General features: G+C 64.7%; 20 protein-coding genes. 11 read left to right on the top strand and 9 right to left on the bottom strand.

Annotated elements, in window-relative coordinates; all coding sequences use genetic code 11:
- The first annotated feature begins 50 nt into the window (after positions 1-50).
- Complete coding sequence (locus JL811_RS16055; RefSeq protein ID WP_337924762.1) at positions 51-932, top strand: LysR family transcriptional regulator; 882 nt, start codon at positions 51-53, stop codon at positions 930-932.
- A 39-nt stretch (positions 933-971) separates the two neighbouring features.
- On the opposite strand, the gene JL811_RS16060 is transcribed toward JL811_RS16055, so the two are convergent.
- The 6 genes from JL811_RS16060 to JL811_RS16085 form a co-directional block, all read right to left on the bottom strand.
- Complete coding sequence (locus JL811_RS16060; protein WP_237685008.1) at positions 972-1,505, bottom strand: 2,4'-dihydroxyacetophenone dioxygenase family protein; 534 nt, start codon at positions 1,503-1,505, stop codon at positions 972-974.
- 11 nt (positions 1,506-1,516) lie between these two features.
- Positions 1,517-2,221, bottom strand: a complete 705-nt coding sequence (locus tag JL811_RS16065; protein ID WP_202689720.1) for an SDR family NAD(P)-dependent oxidoreductase — start codon at positions 2,219-2,221, stop codon at positions 1,517-1,519.
- A 112-nt stretch (positions 2,222-2,333) separates the two neighbouring features.
- Positions 2,334-2,879 carry a pyridoxamine 5'-phosphate oxidase family protein gene (locus tag JL811_RS16070; protein WP_202689721.1) on the bottom strand — a complete coding sequence of 182 codons (546 nt, stop codon included), beginning with the start codon at positions 2,877-2,879 and terminating at the stop codon, positions 2,334-2,336.
- Positions 2,876-3,955 carry a lipocalin-like domain-containing protein gene (locus tag JL811_RS16075; RefSeq protein ID WP_202689722.1) on the bottom strand — a complete coding sequence of 360 codons (1,080 nt, stop codon included), beginning with the start codon at positions 3,953-3,955 and terminating at the stop codon, positions 2,876-2,878. Before JL811_RS16075 ends, JL811_RS16070 begins: the two co-directional genes overlap by 4 nt.
- Positions 3,945-6,362 (bottom strand): FtsX-like permease family protein, encoded by a 2,418-nt coding sequence (locus tag JL811_RS16080; protein WP_202689723.1) that lies wholly within the window; start codon positions 6,360-6,362, stop codon positions 3,945-3,947. The genes JL811_RS16075 and JL811_RS16080 overlap by 11 nt, the downstream gene beginning before the upstream one ends.
- The gene (locus JL811_RS16085; RefSeq protein WP_202689724.1) at positions 6,359-7,030 is read right to left on the bottom strand and encodes an ABC transporter ATP-binding protein; all 672 of its coding nucleotides are present in this window, start codon (positions 7,028-7,030) and stop codon (positions 6,359-6,361) included. The genes JL811_RS16080 and JL811_RS16085 overlap by 4 nt, the downstream gene beginning before the upstream one ends.
- 91 nt (positions 7,031-7,121) lie before the next feature.
- Between JL811_RS16085 and JL811_RS16090 the strand changes: the two genes are divergently transcribed.
- The 10 genes from JL811_RS16090 to lpdA all read left to right on the top strand — a co-directional run bounded on the left by JL811_RS16090 (position 7,122) and on the right by lpdA (position 18,136).
- Positions 7,122-7,799 carry a class I SAM-dependent methyltransferase gene (locus tag JL811_RS16090; protein WP_202689725.1) on the top strand — a complete coding sequence of 226 codons (678 nt, stop codon included), beginning with the start codon at positions 7,122-7,124 and terminating at the stop codon, positions 7,797-7,799.
- 207 nt (positions 7,800-8,006) lie between these two features.
- Positions 8,007-9,200: an ADP-forming succinate--CoA ligase subunit beta gene (sucC, locus tag JL811_RS16095; RefSeq protein ID WP_202689726.1), complete on the top strand. Its 1,194-nt coding sequence runs from the start codon at positions 8,007-8,009 to the stop codon at positions 9,198-9,200.
- Positions 9,201-9,290: 90 nt separating this feature from the next.
- The gene (locus tag JL811_RS16100; RefSeq protein WP_202689727.1) at positions 9,291-9,455 is read left to right on the top strand and encodes a hypothetical protein; all 165 of its coding nucleotides are present in this window, start codon (positions 9,291-9,293) and stop codon (positions 9,453-9,455) included.
- Between the two features lie 93 nt (positions 9,456-9,548).
- Positions 9,549-10,433: a succinate--CoA ligase subunit alpha gene (gene sucD, locus JL811_RS16105; protein WP_202689728.1), complete on the top strand. Its 885-nt coding sequence runs from the start codon at positions 9,549-9,551 to the stop codon at positions 10,431-10,433.
- 57 nt (positions 10,434-10,490) lie between these two features.
- The gene (locus JL811_RS16110) at positions 10,491-13,451 is read left to right on the top strand and encodes a 2-oxoglutarate dehydrogenase E1 component (RefSeq protein ID WP_202689729.1); all 2,961 of its coding nucleotides are present in this window, start codon (positions 10,491-10,493) and stop codon (positions 13,449-13,451) included.
- A 4-nt stretch (positions 13,452-13,455) separates the two neighbouring features.
- Positions 13,456-15,000, top strand: a complete 1,545-nt coding sequence (gene odhB, locus JL811_RS16115; RefSeq protein WP_202689730.1) for a 2-oxoglutarate dehydrogenase complex dihydrolipoyllysine-residue succinyltransferase — start codon at positions 13,456-13,458, stop codon at positions 14,998-15,000.
- Between the two features lie 72 nt (positions 15,001-15,072).
- Positions 15,073-15,306 carry a hypothetical protein gene (locus tag JL811_RS16120; protein WP_202689731.1) on the top strand — a complete coding sequence of 78 codons (234 nt, stop codon included), beginning with the start codon at positions 15,073-15,075 and terminating at the stop codon, positions 15,304-15,306.
- Positions 15,307-15,310: 4 nt separating this feature from the next.
- On the top strand, positions 15,311-16,270 hold the full coding sequence (locus tag JL811_RS16125; RefSeq protein ID WP_202689732.1) for a glycosyltransferase family 2 protein: 960 nt from the start codon (positions 15,311-15,313) through the stop codon (positions 16,268-16,270).
- Between the two features lie 8 nt (positions 16,271-16,278).
- Positions 16,279-16,674: an MAPEG family protein gene (locus tag JL811_RS16130; RefSeq protein ID WP_202689762.1), complete on the top strand. Its 396-nt coding sequence runs from the start codon at positions 16,279-16,281 to the stop codon at positions 16,672-16,674.
- Positions 16,675-16,747: 73 nt separating this feature from the next.
- On the top strand, positions 16,748-18,136 hold the full coding sequence (gene lpdA, locus JL811_RS16135; protein WP_202689733.1) for a dihydrolipoyl dehydrogenase: 1,389 nt from the start codon (positions 16,748-16,750) through the stop codon (positions 18,134-18,136).
- A 117-nt stretch (positions 18,137-18,253) separates the two neighbouring features.
- Here the strand turns inward: lpdA and pheT are convergent, their stop codons facing one another.
- The 3 genes from pheT to pheS form a co-directional block, all read right to left on the bottom strand.
- Positions 18,254-20,671, bottom strand: a complete 2,418-nt coding sequence (gene pheT / locus JL811_RS16140) for a phenylalanine--tRNA ligase subunit beta (protein WP_202689734.1) — start codon at positions 20,669-20,671, stop codon at positions 18,254-18,256.
- A 305-nt stretch (positions 20,672-20,976) separates the two neighbouring features.
- The gene (locus JL811_RS16145; protein WP_202689735.1) at positions 20,977-21,417 is read right to left on the bottom strand and encodes a hypothetical protein; all 441 of its coding nucleotides are present in this window, start codon (positions 21,415-21,417) and stop codon (positions 20,977-20,979) included.
- A gap of 18 nt (positions 21,418-21,435) precedes the next feature.
- On the bottom strand, positions 21,436-22,518 hold the full coding sequence (pheS, locus tag JL811_RS16150) for a phenylalanine--tRNA ligase subunit alpha (protein WP_202689736.1): 1,083 nt from the start codon (positions 22,516-22,518) through the stop codon (positions 21,436-21,438).
- Between the last annotated feature and the right edge of the window lie 39 nt (positions 22,519-22,557).

The following is a 22,557-nucleotide window of genomic DNA, read 5'->3' on the forward strand; positions in this document are numbered from 1 at the left end:
CATTTTCACCCCGTCCCAGTGTCACATCTGCTGCACGCGCGGAGGCAGATGTGGAAAACTGGGACGAGATCAGGACAGCCTATCAGGTGGCCCGGCTGGGCACGGTATCGGGGGCGGCGGAGGTGCTGGGCGTGCATCATGCCACCGTGATCCGCCATATCGACGCGCTGGAAAAACGGTTGGGAGAAAAACTGTTCCAGCGCCATCCGCGCGGCTATACCCCGACCGAGGCGGGGCAGGATCTGCTGGCGGTGGCGCAGGTCACGCATGAACAGTTCGCCCAGCTTGCCAGCCGCATCAAGGGACAGGGCGAAAGCGTCAGCGGTGAACTGGTCGTGACAGCGGTGACCGGCATGGCCGGTCTGCTGACCCCGGCGCTGGCCTCGTTTCAGGAGGCGCATCCGGGACTGGTGGTGCGCTTTCTGACCGGCACGCGGTTGTTCCGGCTGGATTTCGGCGAGGCCCATGTGGCGATCCGCGCGGGATCTGCCCCCTCCGAGCCGGACAATGTGGTGCAGCCCTTCCTGCGCGTCCGCCATGCGCTTTATGCCGCGCGCAGTTATGTCGCGCAGCATGGAACCCCCGAAAGCGAAGCGGATTTCAACCGCCACCGCTTCATCGGGCCGGATGATGCCGAAAGCCGCGCGCCCTTCTATCAATGGCTGCGCGAACGGGTCACGCCCGAGCAGATCGCCTTCCGGTCCTCCGAGGCGGATGCCATGGATGAGGCGCTGCGGCAGGGGGCGGGGCTGGGCTTCATGGCGGTCCATCGCGCAAGGCGCGACCCCGGGCTGGTCGAGGTGCTGCCAGCACGTCCCGAATGGGACGCGCCGATCTGGCTGGTGACCCATGTCGACCTGCACCGCACGCTGAAGGTGCAAAGTTTTCTGGCCCATCTGAAACAGGAGGCGCAGGGCTGGACGGAACTTTAGCGCGCGCGCCGCAGTTGGGCGCGCGCGGGCAAGGAGTCGTCAGCGAATGAACCGGTCAACATAATCCGCACCCAACCCGACGGCCTCATAATGTTTGCGGCACATGTCGATCTTGGTGAACACATCCTCATACCCCATGGTCTTGCCCCAGGGATCAACATAAAGCATCACACCGTTTACCTGAAAATAGGTAATCATTTCTGGCACATCCTCGGGCACCACAAGGGTATGCGTCTCACCGGGGGGTTCGAACACATAAGACCCCTCGCGCGCCTCCCAGTCATGTTCCAGATAGTGCCAGCGGCCCTTCAGCACGAAACCATGCACGGGCTGCGGATGACGGTGGCGTGACAGAACCCCCGATTTGCGCACCCGCAACAGATTCATCCAATAGCCTTGCGAACGGTTGAGGCAGAGCGGGCGGAAGGACACGTTTTCCGCCTGCGGCACCCAGATCCGTTCATCCTCGGCCATGGCATCGGGAATGACGATCTCCTCCTGCGCGTCCTTGGGGAACGGGAGTTGATAGGGCATCCGGGCGATATCGGCGGCTTCCTTGGTCTCGGGGGGCATCGGGATCTCCTTTACATTGCGGCATAGCCGCCATCGACCGGATAGACGGATCCGGTCACAAATGACGCATCGGGGGACAAAAGCCATGCGGCCAGCGCGCCCACTTCGGCGGGCAGGCCCCAGCGGGCCAGCGGCGTGCGGCCAAGGATCGGCGCGTTGCGGGCCGGGTCGGCGCGCAGCGCCTCGGTCATTTCGGTCTCGATCCAGCCCGGCGCCACGGCATTGACGCGGATGCCATCCGCCGCCCAGCGCCCGGCAAGCGCCTTGGTCAGTTGCGCAACCCCACCCTTTGAGGCGGAATAGGCCGGCACCAGCGGGCCACCGAAATAGGACAGCATTGAGGCGGTGTTGACGATCGCCCCGCCTGAGGTCGCCAGCAGCGGATGCGCGGCAAGACAGGTGCGCATCGTGCCGGTCAGGTTGATGTCGATGACCTTCTCGAAGGTTTCGATCTCATATTCCGCGCCGCGCGCCAGGATACCCGCACAGTTCACCAGCCCGTCCAGCCGCGACAGACCGGCAAAGAACGCGTTGACGGCGGCAGTATCGCGCACATCCAGCAGGGCGGTTGCGTCGCCGGGATGGGCGGCGGCATGGGTCTCGACCTCGGCCCGCGTCACGCCGGTCGCGGTGACCTGCCATCCCCGGTCGCGCAGAACCCCGGCGATCCCCGCCCCGATGCCGCGCGTGCCGCCGATGATGACTGCCTGTTTCATGCCGCCCCCCTGCGCTGCGGGCCGGTGCTGCCTTCCCGTCCCCCGTCCGTGTAGCTGCCCTTGTAACCGATCAGTGCGCGCCCGCAACTGGTATGGCAGGAATTCCGGGCGATCAGGGTGCCAGCCATTGCCCGCGCCAGCCATCGGCGGCAAGGAATCGCGCGCGGCGGTGGCGGGGGCCCAGATGCACCAAATCGAAGGCCTCAACCTGCCCGATCAGCGCGGCAAAACGCGCGGGATCGGGTGTCTTGTCATAAGCGAAGGCCGAGGGGATCGGACTGCCCGGCGCGGGCCGCGTGCCATAGGCCATGCGAGAGCTTTCAGGGATCTGCGCCCAGCGACCCGCCGCTTGCGGAAGGATGCTGACCCGCAGGGCGGCGCGGATCTGCAGATCGGCCCCGGCATCCCAGAACACCAGTTCGGCGCGCGGATCGGCCTGCAGCGCGGTCACCTTGGCCGTGGCCGTATCAGTGTGGATCTCAAGCCGCCCCGCCGCCCGGTCCGCCCCGCGCAGCACAACCATCCGCGCCTCGGGCCAGCCATCCGGCGCGACGGTGGCGAGCGTCATCAGAAGCGGATCACGCCCGGCCCCCGGCCTTCGGTCCAACCGCCGCCATGCAAGGTCCAGAAAACCGCTCAGGTCCTCAGGATCGGTCATGGCCGATCCTGGTCATAACCCGTCATCTCCAGATAGCCGCGGCCCGGATGGCTGCCGCTGACGCGGACCGGGCCTTCCCAATAGGCAATCGAAAGTCCCATCCATGCATCGGGATTGAGCGCTGCAACCTCGACATCCAGCCCGCTTGCGGGCAGGCGCAGCCTCCAGCGGGTTGGCACAGAAAATCCCTCAACAGTGCTATGGGCGGTGGGTACGGCCTCCAGCACCCCGTCCCCGAAAGGCGCGGGCGTGCCATCCGCCGCGATCCATGTGCCCGAGGTGAAGGCCGGACCGTCGCCCCGTAGCCGGAACCCCATCATCTTTTCCCCGGTATCGAAGGACAGCGAGAACCAGTCCCAGCCGCTCTGATCGGGCGATAGCGGCTGCGAGGACCATTCGCGGTCAAGCCATGCGCTGCCGGTCACCGGGATCTCACCCTCAGGCAGTTCGAGCGTCCCCTCGACGCGGTAGAAGGGCTGCGAATAATAATGGCTGGCCTGCCCGTCCGGGGATTTCACCGAATAGCCCGCGTCGCCCTGCAGGACCAGCGGCCCCTCGGCGGTCATGGTCATGTCATAGGAAAAATTGGGGGCCGAGGCGGTCAGACGCAGGTGGTCGACACTGTCGCCTGCCATCTGCCAGTCGTCGATCCAGGCGGCGAAGGGGTCAACGGTGACCCCCGCCTGCCCGCTGCCGCCGCGCGCAAAACGTTCCGCCGCGCCGTGGAAATCGGCCGACGTCACGGCGGCATGGCCGAACCAGAGTTGCGGGCTGTTCCAGCCCGGGACGGGCGGGCCGGTTTCAGGTGCAAGGGCGGTGCGGAACAGGGTCCATTGCAGCCCGTAATCCGCACCATCCGGCCCGGTCAGATTGGCGGTCAGATACCACCACTCGATGCGGAAATCAGGATGTGCCCCGTGATCGGCGGGAAATCCGGGCCGGTAACCGGGATCAGGCAGGGCAAAGCCATCAGCCGCAGCCCCCAACCCGGCAAAGCCCTGCGCGGCGGCGGGAAGGGTGGACCCCGTCAGCAACCCAAGCCCCAGCAGGGCCGCCATCATACCCCTAGCGTTCATTGGCAAAGACCTTCAGCAATTCCGCCGGGGGACGCCGCGCCAGCCGCCATGCGGGCCAAAGCGCGGCAAGCCCCGCCGCGACCATGGCCGCCAGCCCCAGACGGGCATAATCGGCGGGAAACAGAAACATCGGCAGACGCCAGCCAAACGCCTCGACATTCACCACCGACAGCAGCGCCCAGGCCAGCCCCAGCCCCAGCGGCAGCGCCAGCAGCGCCGTCATCGCCGCCAGCAGGCCCGCGCGCAACAGTTCCAGCCCCGCAAGATGGCGCTGCGTCAGGCCCAGCGCCCAGACCGGGGCCAGTTGCGGCAGGCGGAGGGCGGCAAGGGTCAGCAGGCTCATCAGCATGGCGAAACCCGCGACCGCCAGCGTCAGGACGTTCAGCGCGCCGGTCACGGCAAAGGTGCGTTCAAAGATCGCCAGCGCCAGCGCCTTCTGTTCCGCCTGATCGGTGATCGCGGCGGTGGGCAGGCCGTGATCGCGCAGCAAGGCGCGGCGCAGGGTGTCGGGATCGTCGGCCTGCACCGCAAAACGACGGGGCGCCGCCTCGGGGAAGGTCGCGCGGAACAGATCCTCACCCAGAATGACCTGACCGACCGGATTGCCGTAATCGCCCACCACGGCGGCCACGGGCAGAACCAGCCCCGGCAGCACCGTCAGCGCGTCCCCGGGGGCCAGATCGGCGCGGCGGGCAAGCTGTTCATTCACGATCACGGCGCGCCCGGCGACCAGCGTGTCCCAGGCCTCGGCCCCGCCCGCAAGGAAATGCCAGTTCTGCCGATAGGTCGGCCCGCCCCGCACGCCATAGATCTGCGCGGGCCAGCCCGCCACGCTGGCCTCGGTTACAAGGATTGGCAGCAATTCGCGGGCCTCGGCCTCCAGAAACGCCTCAAGCGCGCGCAGATCGCCCGCCGGTTCGGCATTGACATAAAGCGCGGCCGACAGGCGCTGATCCAGAAAGCCGGTGAAGGTCAGCCGGAAGCTGGACACCATTGTCGCGACCCCGACATTCGCCGCCATGGCCAGCATCAGGGCCATCAGCGCAAGGCCCAGCCCCGGCAATTGCTGGCGGGTATCGGCCAAAAACCACTCCGCCACTGGCCCCATCCTGCGCCGCTGCGCCAGCGTCAGGGCCAGCGCCAGAAAGGGCGGCAGGATCAGCACACCGCCCAGCAGCAGGGCGGCCAGAAGCGTGAACCCGAGCCAAAGCCCGCCACCCTGCCCGAAGGCGGCAATTCCGGCGGCCAGCGCCAGCAGGCCAAGCCCTGCCCCCGCCATGCCCAGCGTGCGGCGGGCCGAGGCGACCGCCCATGCCCGCCCCCCGGCACTGGCAAGGGGCGGCATCCGCGCGATACGCCACAGCGCGCCCGATGCGGCAAGCGCGGTTCCCGCCAGCGCCATGCCCAGACCCGACAGCCACCAGACCGCCCGCAATTCCAGCGTGCCGGAAACCGATGCGCCGTAAAGCCCGCGGATCGTCGCCGCCACATCGGGCAACAAGGCAGCCGCCACCACATAGCCCAGAAGAACCCCCAGCCCCCCGGCCAGCAGGGCTATGGCCAGCAGTTCGGCCAGCATCAGCCCGACCAGCAGCCGCAGGGGCGCCCCCAAGGCACGCAGTGTCCGCACCAGCGGACGGCGCTGCTCCATCGCAAGCCCCACCGCGCCATGCACGATGAACAGCCCGACAATGAAGCTGAGCGCGCCAAAGGCTGTCAGATTCAGATGAAAACTTCCCGTAAGCCGCGCGGGATCGGGCGCCGCCTCGGCCCCCTGACGCAGCAGATCGGGCGCGATCTGGTCCAGCGCCGGTTGGTTCTGCGGCTGATCGGGCAGGATCAGCAGGCGGCTGACCTGCCCTTCGCGCCCCAAAAGGCGCTGCGCCGCGCCGATATCGGCCAGAACCGTGCCCGGGGCCAACCCGGCCTCAGCCCGCACCTGCCGCCCCTGCAACACGGCGGGTGGTGGGGTCAGGCGGCGCGCGGTCTCGGGATCGGCCAGCAGCACGCGCCCGGCCAGGAATCCGGCCAGATCGGTCCGCGCGACCCCCGCCGCCGCCATGCCTGCCGGGGCGGTCAGCGGTTCGATCCCCAGCAGGCGCAGCGGCGCGCCCGCATCCGGAGTGATCTGACCTTCGACAAGCGGCGTGACCAGCCATCCGGCGCGGCGCAGCGCCACGAAACGCGCCGCATTGATCCAGCCGCCATCGCGCGCCAGCAACAGATCGAACTGCCCCTCTCCCAGACTGGCCGCCGCGCGGTCATAGCTTTGCCGTGCTTCGGCATTGATCGCCTGCACCCCGGACCAGAGCGCGGTCGCAAAGGCCAGCCCCAGAACCAGTGTCAGGAATTGCAGCGGATTGCGCCGCCAATGCGCCGCCAGTGCCGACAGGATGGCCGGGGTCACGGGCCGGGCTCCAGCTGCCCCTGCCGCAGATGCAGCCGCCGGGACAGTTGCGTGGCCATGCGCTCGGAATGGGTGACCATCATCAGCGCGGCGCCCTCTTCGGACACCAGCGCCAGAAGCTGCGCCATGACCTCAGCCGCCGTCGCCTCATCCAGATTTCCCGTCGGCTCATCCGCAAGGATCAGGCGCGGGCGCGCGGCCAGCGCCCGGGCGATTGCCACGCGCTGCTGCTGCCCGCCGGACAGCTGTTCGGGATATTTGTGCAGGTGGGCGCCAAGGCCCAGCGCCCCGGCCAGCGCCAACACGCGTGCGGGGTCGGCCCGGCCCGCCAGCCGCGCCTGAAAGCCGATATTGGCCGCCACATCCAGCGAAGGGATCAGGTTGAACTGCTGGAAGATCACGCCCACCGTGCCGCGCCGCAGGGCCGCGCGCCCGGTATCGTCCATCCTTGTCACTTCCCGCCCGTCCAGCAGTATCTGCCCGGCATCGGCATGGTCCAGCCCCGCCACCAGATGCAGCAATGTGCTTTTGCCCGAACCCGATTCCCCGGTCAGCGCGAGCGTCTGCCCCGCATCCAGAGACAGCGAGACGCCGCGCAGAACCTGCACCGGGCGGTCGGGTTCAGGGCCGGGATAGGATTTCGAAAGGTCGCGGATTTCCAGCAGCATGGGATCAGAGCTACCCTATTCCGCGCCGATTGCCAGTGCCAAGATGCAAGGCCCCATTTGCGATGCCCGCGCGCCATGCTAGCAGCGCGCCATGACACGCCCGATCTCGCCCTATCTTACCGACGGTTTCTATGCCGATGCACTGGCGCGCGGACGGCATCGCGACATCATCGGCGGTCGCTGGGATGAAACCGGCCTGATCCAGATGCGGCTGCTGATCGCCGAGGGTCTGCTGCCACGTCACCGCCTGCTGGATATCGGCTGCGGCCCCTTGCGTACGGGGTGCAGGCTGGTTTCCTACCTCAATCCCGGGCATTACTGGGGCACGGATCTGTCGCATGATCTGATGATCGAGGGGTGGCACCGGGAGTTGACGGAGTCTGGGCGCGCCCGTCTGCCCCAGACGCAGCTGATCGCCGATGACGGCTTTGCCTTTCCCGGGCTGCCCGATCATTTTGATGTGCTGTTCTGCTTTGCGGTCTTCACCCATCTGCCGATCGGCCATCTGGATCAGGGGCTGACCGGGATCACCTCGCGTTTCGGTCAGTTCGAAAAACTGCTGTTCACCGTGTTTCTGGCCCCCGATCCCGCCTTTGACGCCCCGTTCCGGCAGGTTGACGGCGTGGTGACCCATCCCGACCGCACGCCCTATCATTTCCGCGAATCCGATGTGATGCGGCTTTGCGCAAAGGCCGGGCTACGGGCGGAACGGCGCGATCTGCGGCTGCCGCGCGGACAGGTTCTGTTCGCCGCGACACGCGCGGACTGAGCCGTGCCACCCTGCCTGCAACCCCGGGGTGACCGGCTCCGAATCACCTTGACGGACTGCAATGGTAAACTTGTGATCACAGCATTTCAGAGTGTGATCACAAATGTCGGATTTCTGCGCGATCCCCCGCCCATTGCGCCAATTCCCGTTTGAATCGGAGATTTTCTGTGGCATCACGCAGAAAATTGGACAGTGAAGGACGGGCTTATGAACATCCATGAGTATCAGGCCAAGGCACTTCTGCGCAGCTATGGTGCGCCGGTTTCCGACGGTCGCGTGGTGCTGCGCGCCGAAGAGGCCAAATCTGCCGCAGGGGAACTCGACGGTCCGCTTTGGGTGGTGAAGGCGCAGATCCATGCTGGTGGACGCGGCAAGGGCAGCTTCAAAGAGGCAGCCGCCGGGGAAAAGGGCGGCGTGCGTCTGGCCAAATCCGTGGGTGAAGCGGCCGAGCTTGCCCGTCAGATGCTGGGCCGCACGCTGGTCACGCATCAGACCGGCCCGGCAGGAAAACAGGTCAACCGCATTTATATCGAGGACGGTTCCGACATCGCGCGCGAACTTTACCTCGCGCTGCTGGTCGATCGCCAGACCTCGCGCGTATCCTTCGTCGCCTCGACCGAGGGCGGCATGGATATCGAGGAAGTCGCCGCCAAGACCCCGGAAAAGATCGTGTCCTTCTCGGTCGATCCGGCCTCGGGCCTGTCGGATTTCCACGGCCGCCGCGTCGCCTTTGCCCTTGGGCTGGAAGGCGGGCAGGTCAAGCAATGCGTGGCGCTGATCAAGACGCTCTACAAGATGTTCCTTGAAAAGGACATGGAGATGCTTGAGATCAACCCGCTGATCGTGACGCCCGACGGCAATCTGAAATGCCTTGATGCCAAGATGGGGTTCGACGGCAATGCGATCTATCGCCATGCCGATATCGCCGCCCTGCGCGACGAGACCGAGGAAGACCCCAAGGAACTGGCCGCGTCGAAATTCGATCTGAACTATATCGCGCTGGACGGGGAAATCGGCTGCATGGTCAACGGCGCGGGCCTTGCCATGGCGACGATGGACATCATCAAGCTTTATGGTGCGGAACCGGCGAACTTCCTGGATGTCGGCGGTGGTGCCACCAAGGACAAGGTGACCGAAGCCTTCAAGATCATCACCTCTGATCCCAACGTCAAAGGCATCCTTGTCAACATTTTCGGCGGCATCATGCGCTGCGACGTCATCGCCGAGGGCGTGATCGCCGCGGTCAAGGAAGTCGGGCTGAAAGTGCCGCTGGTCGTGCGTCTGGAAGGCACGAATGTCGAAAAGGGCAAGGAAATCATCGACAATTCCGGCCTGAATGTCATTTCCGGCGACAACCTTGCCGATGCGGCGCAGAAGATCGTGAAGGCGGTGAAGGGCTGATCGCCCTACCCCGATGAACCAGGCCGCCCGGAGGCTGAAGGTCCGGGAAGTAAAGCCGGACGTGACGCAACCCGTATCAAGGAACCCAAGATGACGCTTCGCCTGACCGCCCCCTTCGTTCTGATTGCAGCGCTGCTTTCGGCCTGTGGCGACCGCAACCCCCATAACAACCCGGCTGCTGTCTGCGCCGAGCAATCGGCCATGGCACGGGCGGGCACGGTCGGCGGCGGCGACATCATAATCACCTGCCCCTGACAGGGCAGCCAAGCCGGACGCGCGCCCCGCTGCGCGCGTCCAGTCCCGGAATTCAGGCGCGCATGATGCGCCGAAATGGTCAAGGAGGCCGCGATGGCCGTACTCGTAAACGAAAACACCAGGGTGATCTGTCAGGGCCTTACCGGCAGCCAGGGCACCTTCCATTCCGAACAGGCCATCGCCTATGGCACGAAAATGGTCGGCGGTGTCACGCCGGGCAAGGGCGGCACAACCCATCTGGACCTGCCGGTGTTCAACTCTGTGCACGAGGCCAAGGCGAAGACCGAGGCCAATGCATCGGTGATTTATGTGCCCCCCCCCTTTGCCGCAGACAGTATCCTTGAGGCGATCGACGCCGAGATGGAACTGATCGTCTGCATCACCGAAGGCATTCCGGTGCTGGACATGATGAAGGTGAAACGCGCGCTGGAAGGGTCGAAATCCCGCCTGATCGGGCCGAACTGCCCCGGCGTCATCACCCCCGACGCCTGCAAGATCGGCATCATGCCGGGCCATATCCATCGTCGCGGATCGGTCGGGGTTGTGTCACGCTCGGGCACCCTTACCTATGAGGCTGTGAAACAGACATCGGACCTTGGCCTTGGCCAATCCTCGGCCGTCGGCATCGGCGGCGACCCGATCAAGGGCACCGAACATATTGACGTGCTGGAGATGTTCCTTGCCGACCCCGAAACCCAGTCGATCATCATGATCGGGGAAATCGGCGGCTCGGCCGAGGAAGAGGCCGCGCAGTTTCTGGCCGATGAGCGGAAAAAAGGCCGCTGGAAACCGACCGCCGGTTTCATCGCGGGCCGCACCGCGCCCCCCGGCCGCCGCATGGGCCATGCCGGCGCCATTGTCGCCGGTGGCAAGGGCGACGCGGAATCGAAGATCGAGGCCATGAAGGCCGCCGGTATCATCGTCGCTGAAAGCCCCGCCCATCTGGGTGAGGCGGTGATGAAAGCGATCGGCAAGTAACCCCTTTCGCGTGCCCGAAGGACGCTTCGGGCACGCCCACACGCATCAGGTGCAGCGATGACCGAACAGTCCCCCAACAGCCAGTTCCGCGCCTCGTCCTTCCTTGACGGGGCCAATGCCGATTACATTGACCAGATGGCCGCGCGCCATGCCGCCGATCCCGGTTCGGTCGATGCAAGCTGGGCAGAGTATTTCCGCGAACTGGGCGAGGCGGATCGCATCGCCACCTCGGCCGCGGCAGGCCCAAGCTGGGCGCGGACCGACTGGCCGCCCCAGCCGATGGATGACCTGACCGCAGCCCTGACCGGCGAATGGCCGCTGGCCCCGGTGAAAGACGCGCGCGCGGCGGGTGACAAGATTGCCGCCAAGGCATCCGAGGCGGGCGTCAGCCTGACCGATACGCAGGTGCAGCGCGCCGTTCTGGACTCTATCCGCGCGCTGATGATCATTCGCGCTTACCGCATCCGGGGCCATCTGGCCGCCGATCTGGACCCGCTGGGCATCCGCGACACCTCGAACCACCCTGAACTTGACCCGAAATCCTACGGCTTCACCGAGGCCGATATGGACCGCCCGATCTTCATCGACAATGTTCTGGGCCTGCAACTGGCCTCGATGCGCCAGATCGTCGAGATCGTGAAACGCACCTATTGCGGCACCTTCGCGCTGCAATACATGCATATCTCCGACCCCGAACAGGCCAGCTGGCTGAAGGAACGGATCGAGGGCTTCGGCAAGGAGATCCAGTTCACCAAACAGGGCCGCAAGGCGATCCTGAACAAGCTGGTCGAGGCCGAGGGCTTCGAGAAATTCCTGCATGTCAAGTATATGGGGACCAAGCGTTTCGGCCTTGATGGCGGCGAAAGCCTGATCCCGGCGATGGAACAGATCATCAAGCGCGGCGGCGCGCTTGGCGTGAAGGATATCGTGATCGGGATGCCGCATCGCGGCCGGTTGTCGGTGCTGGCCAATGTGATGGGCAAGCCCTACCGCGCGATCTTCAACGAGTTTCAGGGCGGCAGCTTCAAACCCGAGGATGTCGACGGATCGGGCGATGTAAAATACCATCTCGGCGCCTCAAGCGACCGGGAGTTCGACGGCAATGTGGTTCACCTGTCGCTGACCGCGAACCCCTCGCATCTTGAGGCCGTCAATCCCGTGGTTCTGGGCAAGGTCCGTGCGAAACAGGACCAGTTGAACGACGCCAATCGCGAACAGGTGCTGCCGATCCTGTTGCATGGCGATGCGGCCTTTGCCGGTCAGGGCGTGGTGGCGGAATGTTTTGGCCTGTCAGGTCTGCGCGGTCACAAGACCGGCGGCACGATCCATATCGTCGTGAACAACCAGATCGGGTTCACCACGGCCCCGTCCTTCAGCCGGTCCTCGCCCTATCCGACCGATATCGCGCTGATGGTCGAGGCGCCGATCTTCCATGTGAACGGCGACGACCCCGAGGCCGTGGTCCATGCCGCCCGCGTGGCGATCGAATTCCGCCAGAAGTTCCACAAGGACGCCGTCATCGACATCTTTTGTTATCGCCGCTTCGGCCATAACGAAGGCGATGAGCCGATGTTCACCAACCCCGCGATGTACAAGCAGATCCGCCAGCACAAGACCACGCTGCAGCTTTACACCGAACGTCTGGTCCGCGACGGTCTGATCCCCGAAGGGGAGATCGAGGATATGAAGGCCGCGTTCCAGTCGCGCCTGAATGATGAGTTCGAGGCGGGCAAGGATTACAAACCGAACAAGGCCGACTGGCTGGATGGCCGCTGGAAGAACCTGTCGCGGGAGGGGGCGGATTATCAGGCCGGCACCACCGCAATCTCGCCCGAGACGATGGCCGAGATCGGTGCCGCGCTGACCCGCGCGCCCGAGGGGTTCGATTTGCACAAGACCGTGGGCCGTCAACTGGAAGCCAAGGCTAAAATGTTCGAAACCGGTAAGGGCTTTGACTGGGCCACCGCCGAGGCACTGGCCTTTGGCAGCCTTGCCGTCGAAGGTTATCCGGTGCGTCTGTCGGGACAGGACTGCACGCGCGGCACGTTCAGCCAGCGCCATTCGGCCTTTATCGACCAGACCACCGAAGAGCGTTACCATCCGCTGAACCATATCAAGCCCGGTCAGGCCCGCTATGAGGTCATCGACTCGATGCTGTCGGAATATGCGGTGCTGGGGTTTGAATACGGCTTTTCGCTGTCCGAACCCAATGCGCTGGTGATGTGGGAGGCGCAGTTCGGCGATTTCGCCAATGGCGCGCAGATCATGTTCGACCAGTTCATCAATTCGGGCGAAAGCAAATGGCTGCGCATGTCGGGCCTCGTGATGCTGCTGCCGCATGGCTATGAAGGTCAGGGGCCGGAACATTCGTCTGCCCGGCCCGAACGCTTCCTGCAGATGTCCGCCAATGACAACTGGATTGTGGCGAACTGTTCCACCCCGGCCAATTACTTCCACATCCTGCGCCGCCAGTTGCACCGGACCTTCCGCAAGCCGCTGGTGCTGATGACGCCGAAATCGCTGCTGCGCCATCCGATGTGCATTTCCGAGGCGGACGATTTCACCACCGGCGCGACCTTCCACCGCGTGCTGTGGGATGATGCGCAGAAGGGCAATTCCGATCTGGAACTGAAACCGGATGCCGATATCAAGCGGGTCGTGATCTGCTCGGGCAAGGTCTATTTCGATCTGCTGGCCGAACGCGACAAGGCCGAGATGACCGACACCTATCTTTTGCGGCTGGAACAGTTCTATCCCTTCCCGGCGCTGTCGATGGTGAAAGAGCTTGAGCGTTTCAAGAATGCCGAGATCGTCTGGTGTCAGGAAGAGCCGAAGAATCAGGGTTACTGGTCCTTTGTCGAACCCAATATCGAATGGGTGCTGACGCGGATCGGCGCGCGCCAGACGCGTCCGCGCTATGCGGGCCGGGCGGCGGCGGCTTCACCGGCGACGGGGCTTGCCTCGCGCCACAAGGCAGAACAGGGGGCGCTGATCCAAGACGCGCTGACAGGAAGCTGAGCTGATGGCAGTAGAAGTCAAGGTTCCCACGCTGGGCGAAAGCGTGTCAGAGGCCACGGTCGCCACATGGTTCAAGAAACCGGGCGATCGTGTGGCCGTGGACGAAATGCTTTGCGAACTGGAAACAGACAAGGTGACGGTCGAGGTTCCCAGCCCCGTCGCCGGAACGCTGGTGGAGATTGTCGCCGCCGAAGGGTCCAGCGTGGGCGTGAATGCGCTGCTGGCCCTGATCGGTGAAGGCGATGCAGATGCAACGGAAAAGACGGTTTCTAAGGCCGAGGCAGCGCCCGGCACGGGAGAGGGTAAAATGATTGACGTGAATGTGCCGACGCTGGGTGAAAGCGTGTCCGAGGCCACGGTTTCGACCTGGTTCAAGAAGCCCGGCGATACGGTCGCGCAGGATGAAATGCTGTGCGAACTGGAAACCGACAAGGTTTCGGTCGAGGTTCCCAGCCCCGCCGCCGGTGTGTTGGCCGAAATCATTGCGCCCGAGGGCACGACGGTCGCTGCCAATGCCCGCCTTGCCGTGATCTCGGAAGGTGGCGAGGGCAAGGCCCCCGCGAAATCCGACAAAAAGGACGATAAGCCTGCCGAGTCCGACAAGGCCGAGAAGGCCGAGGCAGTCGGCTCTCCGGGGGCAGGCCCGGAAGAGACCAAAGCCCGCAAGGATGTCGAGGACGCGCCGTCGGCCAAGAAGGCCATGGCCGAGGCCGGGATCAGCCGCGATCAGGTCAGCGGTTCGGGCAAGGATGGCCGCGTGATGAAGGAAGATGTGGCCAAGGCCGCAAGCGCTCCCGCCCCGTCGGCCCCTGCCCCCGCCCCGCGCGGTCCTGTTTCGGCCGATGATGCGGGCCGCGAGGAACGGGTGAAAATGACCCGCCTGCGCCAGACCATCGCGCGCCGTCTGAAGGATGCGCAGAACACCGCCGCCATGCTGACCACCTATAATGAGGTGGACATGAAGGCGATCATGGACCTGCGCAACGAATACAAGGATGCCTTCGAAAAGAAGCACAAGGTGAAGCTTGGCTTCATGTCCTTCTTCGTGAAGGCCTGCACCCATGCGCTGAAGGAAGTGCCCGAGGTCAATGCCGAGATCGACGGCACCGATGTCGTCTACAAGAACTATGTCCATATGGGCGTGGCCGTGGGCACGCCGAATGGTCTTGTGGTGCCGGTGGTGCGCGATGCCGATCAGATGGGCTTTGCCGCGATCGAGAAGAAGATCGGCGAACTGGGCCTGCGCGCCCGCGATGGCAAGCTCAGCATGGCCGAAATGCAGGGCGGCAGCTTCACCATCTCCAACGGCGGGGTTTACGGCTCGCTGATGTCCTCGCCGATCCTGAACCCGCCGCAATCGGGCATTCTGGGCATGCACAAGATCCAGGACCGCCCCGTGGTTATTGGCGGGCAGATCGTGATCCGCCCGATGATGTATCTGGCCCTGTCCTACGATCACCGCATCGTCGATGGCAAGGGCGCCGTGACCTTCCTTGTGCGGGTGAAAGAGGCGCTGGAGGATCCGCGCCGCCTGCTGATGGATCTGTGAAAGGCGGCGGGCGGAACCATTTGTGGCTCCGCCCGCGTTTCCTTGGGCAATCCCTGCCTGAAGGAGGATGACATGAACCAGTTGCTGATCCAGACCGATTCCGATTTCGAAAGCTGGAAACAGCGTTTCGAGACCGAGGCCGCCACCATGACCGAGGCGGGCCTTTCTACGCTGCAGATCTGGAAAACCGATACCGGCGCTGCGGTGCTGCTGAAACTGACGGACCGCAAGCGGGCCGAGGACTGGCTGCAGCGGCAATCGGCCTTCGGGCGCGGTTATGCCGCGCTGTTCTTGCAGACCGCCTGAAGCGATGCCCCCCGCCGCCCTCTTTTCCTGTATGCGCAACGAGGGCCTCGTGCTGGTCGAATGGCTGGCCTATCACCGGGTCATCGGATTTGATCCGGTGATCGTGGCCACCAATGATTGCACCGATGGGTCAGATGTGCTGCTTGATGCGCTGGCGGCGGGCGGGGCGGTGGTGCATCTGAACAACCCGGTCCAGCCCGGACAGGCCCCGCAGGACAGCGGCATGGCGCTGGTACTGGGCTATCTGGCCGGATCCGGCCCGGATTGGCTGACCCATCTCGACAGTGACGAATTCCTGAACATCGCCCATGGCGCGGGGGCTGTATCCGATCTGCTGGCCATCGCGGGCGAGGGCGAGGTCATCGCCCTGCCCTGGCGGGCCTTTGGGGATAACGGGCACAAGGACTGGCCGGGCAACACCCTGCCCGCCTTTACCGCCTGTGCGGCGGCGATTGATCCTGAAATCGTCAAGTTCAAGTCGATGTTCCGGCATCGCGCCTTTGCCCATGCCTCGGACCATATGCCGACCCGCCCCCGCATCGCGGCCCCGCGCGTGTTTTCGGTGGCCGGTGAACCGCTGGACAGCGATGTGCTGCGGGGTCAGCCGCGGTCGAAATACCGGCCCCTTGATCTGGCCATCCGCCCCGGGGCCTGTGTGAACCATTATGCGATCCGGTCCTCCGACAGCTTCCTGATGAAAAACGACCGGGGCGACGGACAAGGCAAGATGACCGACAAATACCATATCGGGTCGCGCTGGCACCGGATTGCCAATTGCAATGCGGCAAGTGACCGGTCCATTCTGCGCCACTGGCCCGCAACGCAGGACGAGATGGCCCGCCTGCGCGCCCTGCCTGGCGTCGCGGCAACCGAGGCCGCCTGCATTGCCGATTTCGCCGCCCGCAAGGCCCGGCTGCTGACGCCTGAACGCATCCGCCAATGGACAAAAGGAAAAGCCGCATGAGCCTCGCGATGCCGCCCGAAGTGACCGCCCTTGCCCTCGCTGGTCTGGTGCAGGTGCTGCAATATGTCCTGTTCGCGGTGCCCGCGAACCTTGAACTTGGCACCGGCTATACATCCTCGGCCCGCGACCGCCCGCCGTCGCGCCAGTTGTCCGACCGGACCGGACGGCTGCAGCGGGCAATGAACAACCATTTTGAAGGGTTGATCCTGTTTACCATCGCGGTGGTCGTCGTCACGCTGGGCCAGCAGTCCAGTGGCTTTACCGCCGCCTGCGCCTGGGCCTATCTGGCCGCGCGCATCGCCTATGTGCCGGCCTATGCGCTGGGGCTGCGGCCCTGGCGCTCGGTCATCTGGGCGGTGGGATTTCTAGCCACGGTGGCGATGATCCTCGCCGCCCTGTTCTGAAACGGCGGCTGCAAAAGGGATGCGCGACGGGCGCATCCGGTGCAGACTGCCCGAAAACCGAAGGAAGTGAGTTATGGCAGAGTTTGACGTTATCATCATCGGTGCGGGGCCCGGCGGCTATGTCTGCGCGATCCGCTGCGCGCAGCTGGGCCTGAAGACCGCCGTGGTCGAGGGGCGTGAAACGCTGGGGGGCACCTGCCTGAATGTCGGCTGCATCCCGTCCAAGGCGCTGCTGCATGCAACCCACCTGTTGCACGAAACCCATGAGAACTTTGAGAAAATGGGCCTGATGGGCGCCAAGCCCAAGGTCGATTGGACCAAGATGCTGGGCTACAAGGATGAGGTGATCGGCCAGAACACCAAGGGCATTGAATTTCTGTTCAAGAAGAACAAGGTCACATGGCTCAAGGGTTGGGGCTCGATCCCCGAGGCCGGAAAGGTGAAAGTGGGCGAGGAGGTCCATTCCGCCAAAAGCATCGTGATTGCAACCGGGTCCGAACCCTCCAGCCTGCCGGGCGTCGAGGTCGATGAAAAGGTGATCGTCACTTCCACCGGCGCACTGGAACTGGGCAAGATCCCGAAATCCATGGTGGTGATCGGCGCAGGTGTGATCGGGCTTGAAATGGGCTCGGTCTATGCGCGCCTGGGGGCCGAGGTGACGGTGGTCGAATATCTGGACGCGATCACCCCCGGAATGGATGCCGAGATTGCGAAAGCCTTCCAGAAACTGCTGGCCAAGCAGGGGCTGAAATTCGTTCTGGGCGCAGCGGTGCAAGGCGCCGAAGCGACCAAGAAAGGCGCGACTGTCAGCTACAAGCTGCGCAAGGATGACAGCGAACACACGCTTGAGGCCGATGTGGTTCTGGTCGCAACGGGCCGCAAACCCTTTACCGAAGGGCTGGGGCTGGACGGGCTGGGTGTTGGTGTCGAAAAGCGCGGGCAGGTCAAGACGGACGACCATTTCGCCACCAATATCAAAGGCGTCTATGCAATCGGTGATGCGATCCCCGGCCCGATGCTGGCCCATAAGGCCGAGGATGAGGGCATGGCGCTGGCCGAAATCCTTGCCGGAAAACATGGCCATGTGAATTACGGCGTGATCCCCGGCGTGATCTACACCACGCCTGAGGTGGCCTCGGTCGGCAAGACCGAGGAGCAACTGAAAGAGGAAGGCCGCGCCTATAAGGTCGGCAAGTTCCCCTTCATGGGCAATGCCCGCGCCAAGGCCGTGTTCCAGTCCGAGGGCTTCGTGAAGCTGCTGGCCGACAAGGAAACCGACCGGATCCTGGGCTGCCATATCATCGGCCCAATGGCGGGCGATCTGATCCATGAGGTCTGCGTCGCGATGGAATTCGGCGCGGCAGCGCAGGATCTGGCGCTGACCTGCCATGCTCACCCGACCTATTCCGAGGCGGTGCGCGAGGCGGCCCTTGCCTGTGGCGATGGCGCGATCCACGCCTGAGACGGCCTTCACGGCGTCAAATGCAAAAGGGCCGGACGGGGAAATCCCTGCCCGGCCCTTTCTGATTTGCTGGCCCCGTCAGGCGCGCCCTGTGGTGTCAGGCGCGCCGAAGTCCAGTCAGGCGCGCAGCGTGCCGCCGGTGGCCTTGGTCACCTTTTCCACGATCTTGGCGCAGGCGGCCTCGATCTCCTTGTCGGTCAGCGTCGCGCCCACCGGTTGCAGCCGCACGGTCAGCGCGATGGATTTCTTGCCCGGCCCCATCTGCGCCTCGGCCTTCTCACCGGCGAACTGGTCGAACAGTCGTACGCTTTCGATCAGCGCCTTGTCAGCCCCCTGCGCCGCGTTCACCGCCACCAGTGCCTCGACCTTGGCATCGACGACAAAGGCAAAGTCACGCTCAACCGCCTGAAGGTTGTTCAGAACCAGCGCCGCCCGCGTCGGCGTCTTCGCCTTGGGTTGCGGAACATTGGCGGGATAGACGGTAAAGGCCATGGCCGGGCCTTTCACATCCATCGCGGCCAGAATACGCGGATGGACCTCGCCGAACACCGCCAGCATATTCGGTCCCAAACCGATCACCCCCGCCCGGCCCGGATGGAACCAGTCGGGCAATTTGCGGCTGATCTGCGCCCGGGCGGGCGCGCCAAGGGCTGCCAGCACCGCCTCGGCATCGGCCTTGACGTCGAACACATCGACCGGACGGCGCGATCCATGCGGATCGCGCGGCGCTGACTGCCCGACCAGCAGCCCCGCGGCCTGAACATGCTGTTCCCCCGGTTCTCCGCCGCTGAAGGCCGGGCCGATTTCGGCCAACGCCAGATCCATGAAACCGCGCGCTTGATTGCGCGCCGCCGCCCGCAAGAGCCCGGGCAGAAGATCAGGACGCAGATGCGACATTTCCGACGAGATCGGGTTTTCCACCCGCACCGCATCCTGCCCACCGCCGAACAGCGTTGCGGCCTGATGGTCGATGAAGCTGTAGGTCACGCATTCGTTGTAACCCAATGCGGCGATGGTCCGCCGGGCCATACGTTCGCGCTGCTGGGCGGGCGTCAGGATCGGGCGGGGCACACCGGCCTGCACGCGCGGCAGGGGCTTGCCCTCCAGTCTGGTCAGCGAGGCCACACGCGCGACCTCCTCGACCAGATCGGCCTCTCCCAGAATATCGGGGCGCCAGCTTGGCGGGCGGGCCTGATCGCCCTCCAGCGTGAAGCCAAGCGCCTCAAGCGTCGCGCGCTGGTCAGCCTCGGCAATCTCCATTCCGACCAGCCGCGTGGTGCGGGCGGGGTCGAAGCGATAGCTGCGCGCGGTTTCAGGTACGGTCCCGTCGCTGACCACCTCGGATGCCTCACCGCCGCACAGATCAAGGATCATCTGCGTCGCCAGATCCAGCCCCGGCAGGGTGAATTCCGGATCGACGCCGCGTTCGAACCGATAGCGGGCATCGGAATGGATGCGCAGCGCGCGCCCCGTCGTCGCAATGGTGATCGGATCCCAGAAGGCACTTTCAAGGAAGACATCAGTCGTGGTTTCTGTGCAGCCCGAATGCTCCCCGCCCATGATCCCGGCAAGGCTTTCCGGTCCCTGATCGTCGGAAATCAGCATCATGCCCGGTCGGATGGCATAGGTCTTGCCGTCCAGCGCCAGCAGTTCCTCACCGCCCTTGGCGGCATGAATGCACAGATCGCCCTTCACCTTGGCCATGTCAAAGACATGCAGCGGGCGGTTCAGGCCGAAGGTGAAATAGTTGGTGATATCGACCAGGGTTGAGATCGGCCGCAGTCCGATGGCCTTCAGGCGTGCCGCCAGCCAGTCGGGTGACTGGCCGTTCGTCACCCCCCGGATGGCGCGCCCAGCGAAAAGCGGGCAGCCCTTGTCCTTCAGCCCGTCCTCGATCCGCACACCAACGGGCGATTTGAACGCCGCCGGAATTGTGGGCGTTTCCAGCGATTTCAGTTCCCCCAGTCCCCGTGCGGCCAGATCGCGGGCAATTCCCCGGACCCCCAGCGCATCGGGACGGTTGGGCGTGATCTTGATATGGATCATCGGGTCGTTCAGCCCGCGCCAGTCGATGAAACGCACCCCCATCGGCGCATCCGCCGGCAGGTCGATGATACCGTCATGATCGTCCGACAACATCAGTTCGCGTTCCGAACACAGCATGCCGTTTGATTCGACACCCCGGATCACCCCGGGTTTCAGATCAACGCCTGTGCCCGGCACATGCGTGCCCACCGGCGCGAAAACGCCCACCAGCCCGGTCCGCGCATTGGGTGCGCCGCAGACAACCTGCACCTCTTGCGAGGGGCCGTCGGGGCCTTCGGGCCATGTCTCGACCCGGCACAGCCGCAGCCGGTCAGCATTGGGGTGCTGCACCGCCTCGATCACGCGGCAGATGCGGAAGGCCCCCAGCGTTGCGGCGGGATCCGTCACGTCCTCGACCTCAAGCCCGAGATCGGTCAGCGCGTAAAGGATATCATCCAGCGTGGCCCCGGTTTCGAGGTGATCCTTCAGCCAGGAGAGCGTGAATTTCATGGCGATGCCCCAAGATGGTCTGCTGCGGAAATCTGCGCGTCTCGCTTAGCGCATCGGGGGCGGGAGGGAAAGGGCGGCATCGGCCAGCACCGCGACCGTTTCAGATGCGGAAACGGATTGTCGCGACGGGGTGCCTGCGGAAATGCGGGATTGAGGTGAAAATGTGGTGTAATTACGGCAGATGGATGACTGGCTGACCGTTCCCGAAGACCGCAAGCGCCTTCCGACCGGCAGGCTCTGTGTCATCATGGGGCTGACGGTGCTGCTGTTTCTGCATCAGTTCCCGGGGGGTTGAGGCGCTGTTGTCAATGGGCGGTCCTGCAATATCCGGCCAGCCAAGGCAGGGCATGATCCGCCAGCACCTGCAATGCCGCCTCCAGACAGGCGGGATCATCCAGCACATCCAGATAGATCAGCGCAACCGGCCCGCCGAAAGCGTCCAGCGTCAGATGGCCCTGCGCGGCAAAGGGGCCCGAAGGATCGGACCCGTCAGCAGGCAGAAAGCCCAGACGGATTTCGGCCTCAAACCCGAAGCGGTTGGGAAAGACATGCACCGAGACACGCCCGGCAGGTCCGTCAAGGCTCCAGGATTGCGGGCGTTCGGCAAATCCCTGCGCCAGCGCCACCTGCGCCACCCCGGCACGGATCGCGGCAAGGGCGGCCTCACGCCGGGCCGGGAATTCCGGGTCATGCGCGGCACGATGGATCCGCGCGCCGGGATCGGGGGCTTCATCCTGCTGCGTCATGCCCCTGCCCTTTCCGCCTCAGCGCGACAGGCCCCCGGCCAGTTCGGGCATGTCCAGCGCGGCAAAGCCGTAATGCCGCAGCCAGCGCAAATCGGATTCAAAGAAGGCCCGCAGGTCGGGGATGCCGTATTTCAGCATGGCCAGACGGTCGATCCCCATGCCGAAGGCAAAACCCTGCCATTCGTCAGGGTCGATCCCGCCCGAGCGCAGCACATGCGGATGCACCATGCCCGAGCCCAGAATCTCCATCCAGCTGTCGCCTTCACCGATACGCAGCTGTCCCCCGGCCCAGGAACAGCGGATATCCACCTCGGCCGACGGTTCGGTGAAGGGGAAATGCGAGGCGCGGAAGCGCAGTTCGACCTTGTCGACCTCGAAAAAGGCGCGGCAGAATTCTTCCAGCACCCATTTCAGATTGGCCATGGTGATGTCGCGGTCGATGGCCAGACCTTCCAGCTGATGGAACATCGGCGAATGGGTCTGGTCCATATCCATCCGGTAGACGCGCCCCGGCGCAATCACCCGGATCGGCGCGCCGCGTTCCAGCATCGCACGGACCTGCACGGGGCTGGTATGGGTGCGCAGCACATGGGGCGGGCGGTCATCACCGGCGGCGCGATGCATGAAGAACGTATCATGCTCTTGCCGCGCGGGATGTTCGGGCGGAATGTTCAGCGCGTCGAAATTATACCAGTCGCTTTCCACCTGCGGCCCTTCGGCGACGGCAAAGCCCAGATCGGCGAAGATGGCCGAAAGCTCTTCCATCACCTGACTGACGGGATGGATCGACCCCAGCGCGCGCGGGCGGCCCGGCAAGGTGACATCCAGCCATTCCGATTTCAGCCGCGCATCAAGGGCGGCATCGGCCAGCGCCGTCTTGCGCGCCTTCAGGGCGGTGTCAATCTCATCCTTCAGGCGGTTCAGCGCGGCGCCGAAGCTTTGCCGCTCGGTCGGGTCCATCTTGCCCAGTTCCCGCATCATCAGGCTGATCTCGCCCTTCTTGCCAAGGGCTGCAAGGCGCACCTCTTCCAGCGCGGCCTCCCCTTCGGCTGCGGAAACGGCGGTGATATATTTGCCCCGAAGCTCATCAAGCGCGGTCATTTGCGGCCCCTTTGCAATTCTGCCCCTCGGAAGATCGCC

The organism is Szabonella alba (genome assembly GCF_016765775.1).
In the GTDB taxonomy this organism is placed as follows: Bacteria; Pseudomonadota; Alphaproteobacteria; order Rhodobacterales; family Rhodobacteraceae; genus Szabonella; species Szabonella alba.